This window comes from Dyella sp. 01N36, assembly GCF_056399745.1.
This window is the reverse complement of sequence record NZ_JBFTRY010000224.1, coordinates 1-5,000: the sequence shown is the minus strand read 5'-3', so window position 1 is coordinate 5,000 and position 5,000 is coordinate 1. Positions and strand designations below refer to the sequence as shown.

General features: G+C 65.3%; 6 protein-coding genes. 4 read left to right on the top strand and 2 right to left on the bottom strand.

Annotation, left to right across the window (positions count from 1 at the left end):
- Positions 1-217: 217 nt before the first annotated feature.
- Positions 218-1,012, bottom strand: a complete 795-nt coding sequence (locus AC1DMG_RS19625) for a c-type cytochrome (protein ID WP_441605219.1) — start codon at positions 1,010-1,012, stop codon at positions 218-220.
- Positions 1,013-1,122: 110 nt separating this feature from the next.
- Between AC1DMG_RS19625 and yihA the strand changes: the two genes are divergently transcribed.
- Positions 1,123-1,758, top strand: coding sequence for a ribosome biogenesis GTP-binding protein YihA/YsxC (gene yihA, locus AC1DMG_RS19620; protein WP_046972401.1), 636 nt, complete (start codon positions 1,123-1,125; stop codon positions 1,756-1,758).
- A gap of 39 nt (positions 1,759-1,797) precedes the next feature.
- Here yihA and AC1DMG_RS19615 read toward each other — a convergent pair whose 3' ends face one another.
- A complete protein-coding gene (locus AC1DMG_RS19615) occupies positions 1,798-2,292 on the bottom strand; it encodes a GAF domain-containing protein (protein ID WP_441605220.1) in 495 nt (164 codons plus the stop codon).
- 122 nt (positions 2,293-2,414) lie between these two features.
- Here AC1DMG_RS19615 and bioD point away from each other — a divergent pair, with 122 nt between their 5' ends.
- From bioD to AC1DMG_RS19600, 3 genes are all read left to right on the top strand, one after another.
- Positions 2,415-3,086, top strand: coding sequence for a dethiobiotin synthase (bioD, locus tag AC1DMG_RS19610; protein ID WP_477180951.1), 672 nt, complete (start codon positions 2,415-2,417; stop codon positions 3,084-3,086).
- Between the two features lie 52 nt (positions 3,087-3,138).
- On the top strand, positions 3,139-3,489 hold the full coding sequence (locus AC1DMG_RS19605) for a hypothetical protein (RefSeq protein ID WP_477180950.1): 351 nt from the start codon (positions 3,139-3,141) through the stop codon (positions 3,487-3,489).
- Positions 3,490-3,624: 135 nt separating this feature from the next.
- Positions 3,625-5,000, top strand: a 1,376-nt coding sequence (locus tag AC1DMG_RS19600) for a M3 family metallopeptidase (protein ID WP_477180949.1), incomplete at its 3' end; no start/stop codon positions are given.

The window sequence follows — 5,000 nt, the reverse complement described above, 5'->3', positions numbered from 1 at the left end:
TGGTTGCGGCAGCAGCCGGCTGGGCGGCKGGCGCGGTGGCTGCCGGAGCCGGGGTCGGCTGCGGTGCCTGGCTGGCGTTGTCGTTGTTGTTGCTGCAGGCGGCGAGCGCGAGCAGGGMGGCACACAGGAACGACAGACGCTTCAGCATGGTGATCCTCAATACAGAGTCTTGGCTCGGAACGGACACGCCGGCCCATGGCCGGCGTGTCATAGACATTTACTTGGCGGCAGAAGTGCCCGCGCCTTCGGCGGCATGCAGGCCTTCGACGTAGCTGGCGATCGCGGCAATGTCCTTGGCGTCCAGCTTGGCGGCGATGCCCGGCATGATCTGCGAGTGGGCGTCGTCACCCCACACGGTGCCGTCGTGCCAGGCCTTGAGCGTGGCTTCGATGTACTGCGCATGCTGGCTGGTGAGCTGCGGGTACATCGCGCCCGGATTGCCGCGGCCATCGATGCTGTGGCACGCCATGCAGGCAGGCACACCCTTGGTGCTGTCGCCCTGGCGGTAGAGCTGCTCGCCGCGCTCGACCAGTGCCTGGTCAGCCACGCCCGGCAGCGAGGTCTTGCTGGCGAAGTAGGCGCCGATGTCGCGCATGTCCTGCTCGGACAGCGGTGCCACCATGCCCATCATGATCGGGTTCTGGCGCTTGCCGGACTTGAAGCTGTTGAGCTGGTGGACGATGTACGCCTCGCTCTGGCCAGCCAGCTTGGGATACTGCGGATCGGCGGAATTGCCGTCGATGCCGTGGCAGGCGCCACACGCGGCCGACTTGCCCTGGCCTGCGGTGGCATCGCCGGGCTTCACGGCGGCAGTCGCCTCAGCCGGCTTGGCGGCGGCTTCAGCAGCAGCGGCGGCAGGTGCCGTGGCGGCTGCGGCCGGCTTGGCGGCGGTGGTTGCGGGCGCCGGATTCTTGGCTTCCTGCGCCAGGATTGCTCCGGAAGACAACGCAAAGACGAGGACTACGGCATAACGAACAACAGCGGGCCGAAAACCGGCAGGCCGAAAACTCATACACTTGTCTCCCGAAAAACTGCTATGGCTGCACGGTTCGCGCTGGCCAGCGCGTCCGCAACTGGCAGAAACTACCGGATTATCTCTGCGCCACCATAGCCGGTCAAACCATGTCCAATCCATTGCAAGGCGCCCAGTTCGTACTGGCTGCCCACCGAATTTCTCAACTTCCGACCGACAGCGGCGCGGAGGTGGCGTTTGCGGGTCGCTCCAATGCCGGCAAGTCGAGCGCGCTCAATACCTTGACTGCGCATCGCGGTCTGGCGCGTACGTCGAAAACACCAGGTCGAACCCAGCAGATGGTGGCGTTCTCGCTGCCACCGCAGACCCTCGGCGAGGGCCCGGACGCGCTGCCGGCGCGGCTAATTGACCTACCCGGCTATGGCTACGCCAAGGTGCCCGAGGCCTTGCGCGAGCACTGGAAGCAGGAAATCGATGCCTATCTGCATCAGCGTCGCAGCCTGCGCGGAGTGGTGCTGATCACCGATATTCGCCATCCGCTCAAGGACTTCGATCGGATGATGCTGGAGTTTTGCTTCGCCACCCACCTGCCTTGCCACGTGTTGCTGACCAAGGCGGACAAATTGTCGCGGAGCGCGGCGGCACAGGCGCTGATGGCGCTTCGCAAGGTGTTGTCGGCCAGCGAAACCCAGGCCACGGCGCAGATTTTTTCCTCGCAGACGCCCACCGGCGTGGAGGAAGCGCGCGATATGGTGATGACGCTGCTCAATACGCCGCGAGAGTAAGCAACGCGCCGGACACCCGGCGCGAGCTTTTCGGCAAGCTCAGCGCTTGTCGACGGCGGCCATGAAGATCGCGCACAGCGCCTCCATGCCGGCGCGGTCGTCCTCGTCGAAGCGGGCGATGGACGGGCTGTCTACATCCCACACGCCAAACAGGCTGCCGTCGTCGCGCACCAGCGGCACCACGATTTCCGATTGCGAGGCGGCGTCGCAGGCGATATGGCCATCGAACGCATTCACGTCGCGCACCACCTGTGTCTGGCGCGTCTGCGCCGCGGTGCCGCACACGCCGCGGCCGAGCGCGATGCGGATGCAGGCCGGTTTGCCCTGGAACGGACCGACGACCAGTTCGGTGCCGTCATACAGGTAGAAACCGCTCCAGTTGAAGTCGGGCAGGCTGTGATAGATCAGCGCGGCGAAATTGGCGGCGTTGGCGATCACGTCGGGCTCGCCTTCCAGCAGCCCGCGGGCCTGGGCGCACAGATCTTCGTATTGTTCGCGCTTGCTGGCGTAGGCCTGCGTCTTCACTTCGTACATCGATCGACTCCTGTGGCGCCCGTGGATCGCGGGGATCTGTCCAGGCGGGCCGCCGTAAAGCACGTATTATGCGCCTGCCGGGCGGCACGGGAATGCCGGGCGCGACCATTCAGGGGATGGCTATGTCGACACTGTTTATTGCAGGCACCGACACGGGTGTCGGTAAGACCCATGCCACCTGCACGCTGCTGCATCTGCTGCGCAGTCGCGGCAATCAGGCCTGCGGCATGAAGCCGGTGGCCAGCGGTTGCGTGGAGACGCCGCAGGGCTTGCGCAACGACGACGCGCTCGCATTGCAGGCGGCCAGCAGTTCGCCGATGCCTTACGAATGGATCAATCCGGTGGCCTTGCGCGAGCCCTTGTCGCCCCACCTGGCGGCGGCGCACGAGGGCGTCGAGATCCGTCTCGCGCCGCTCTACGAGGCCTTCGAGCGTCTGCGTGGCATGCATGACGATGTGCTGGTGGAAGGCGTCGGTGGCTGGCTGGTGCCGCTGTCGCGCAGCCTGCTGGCGTCGGATATTCCACGTCAATGGCAGTTGCCGGTGGTGCTGGTGGTGGGCCYGCGGCTGGGCTGCATCAATCACGCCTTGCTGTCCGCACGCGCGATCGCCACCGATGGCTGCCGCCTGGTGGGCTGGATCGGCAACCAGATCGATCCGGACATGGACGCCGTCGACGAAAATATCGCCACTTTGCGCCACCACCTGCCGGCGCCCTGCCTGGGCATCCTGCCGTATGGCGTGGCACCGTCCGCCGCCGCCGCTCATCTGGATCTCACACTGGTCTTGGAATGACGTTCACATGGTCCGTGCTTGGATGTACGGGCCATCACCGCAGGAGGCACCCATGGCCATACGCAGCCACTTCTATCTTTCGGTCGCCGACCTCGCCCATGCGCGCGGGCCGGTCGCCACGCTGAGCTATGACGGAGCCGGTCCCAACGATCTCGCTGCTGCGGTGCAGAACGCCATGCGCAGCACCGATCTATTCGAGCGCTGGCGTGCCATGCAGGATGAGCCGGACGATGTGGACCCGGCGCTGGGCGCAATCGACCCGCAGGCCACGGCCAGCGCGCGGGTCAGCGACCTGCACATCGACATGGATCTCATCACCGACCTGCCGATGAGCATCGTGCGGCAGCGCCTCAACCTGCTGATCGGCAACAGCTGGCAGCTGCGCGACATGYGCAAGGCCTGACGCGGCCGCCCCATGCTGCGGTTGCGTCATCGCCGCCGCGTACGGTCCAACGACCCAGTACTTCCAGCCCTTGGCACCCGTGCCGGGCTGTGGTTAGTCTCGGCGTCCGTTTGTCTGTTTCCATGGGGAACCCCGATGCTTCGTCTTCGCACGCTTGTCATAGCCACGTCCATTGCGCTCGCCGCCTGCTCGCAGCAGTCGAACGAGCAGGCCTCGCAGCCCGCGCCCGCTCCCGCCAGCACCGCGCCGGCCAAGGCTTCCACGGTCGCCGCACCCGGCGGCGAAGTGAGTGCGGTCAATCCGTTCCTCGAGCCCAGCACCCTGCCGTTCGAGGCCCCGCCGTTCGACAAGATCAAGGACGGCGACTACAAGCCGGCCTTCGAAGAAGGCATGAAGCAGCACCTTGCGGAGATCGAAAAGATCGCCGACAACACGGATGCGCCGACCTTCGAGAACACCTTCGTCCCGATGGAGAAGTCGGGCCGGCTGATGCAGCGCGTGATGCAGGCGTTCAACGCCGTCAGCGGCGCCAACACCAATGAAACCCTGCAGAAAGTGCAGGAAGAAGAAGCGCCCAAGCTCGCCGAGCACCAGGACGCGATCTTCATGAACGACAAGCTGTTCAAGCGCATCCAGACGGTCTACGACCAGCGCGATACGCTCAAGCTCGATCCGGAATCCAAGCGCCTGGTCGAAGTGACCTATCGCAACTTCGTGCATGGCGGCGCCAAGCTGTCCGATGCCGACAAGGCCAAGCTCAAGGACCTCAACAAGGAAGAGTCCACGCTGAGCACGCAGTTCACCAACAAGCTGCTCGCCGCCACCAAGGCCGGTGCGCTGGTGGTGGACGACAAGAGCAAGCTTGACGGCCTGTCCGATGGCGACATCGGTGCCGCGGTGGAAGCGGCCAAGGCGCGCAAGCTCGACGGCAAGTGGGTGGTGCCGCTGCAGAACACCACGCAGCAGCCGGCGCTGCAGAGCCTCAATGATCGCGCCACGCGCGAGCAGCTGTTCAAGAACTCCTGGGATCGCGCCGAGAAGGGCGACGCCAACGACACGCGCGACATGATCGCCCGCATCGCGCAGATCCGCGCCGAGCAGGGCAAGCTGCTGGGCTTCTCCAGCTACGCCGCTTGGAAACTGGAAGACCAGATGGCCAAGACGCCGGAAGCGGCGATCACCTTCATGGACAAGCTGGCCCCGGCGGCCACGGCACGCGCCGAGCGCGAGGCCAAGGACATCCAGGACGTGATCGACCAGCAGAAGGGTGGCTTCAAGGTCGAGGCATGGGACTGGAACCACTACTCCGAGCAGGTGCGCAAGGCCAAGTACGACCTGGACGAGTCGCAGATCAAGCCGTACTTCGAGCTGGACAACGTGCTGCAGAACGGCGTGTTCTACGCCGCCAACCAGCTCTACGGGCTGACCTTCAAGGAGCGCAAGGACATCCCCGTCTGGCAGCCTGACGTGCGCGTGTTCGAAGTGTTCGACAAGGACGGCACCTCGATGGC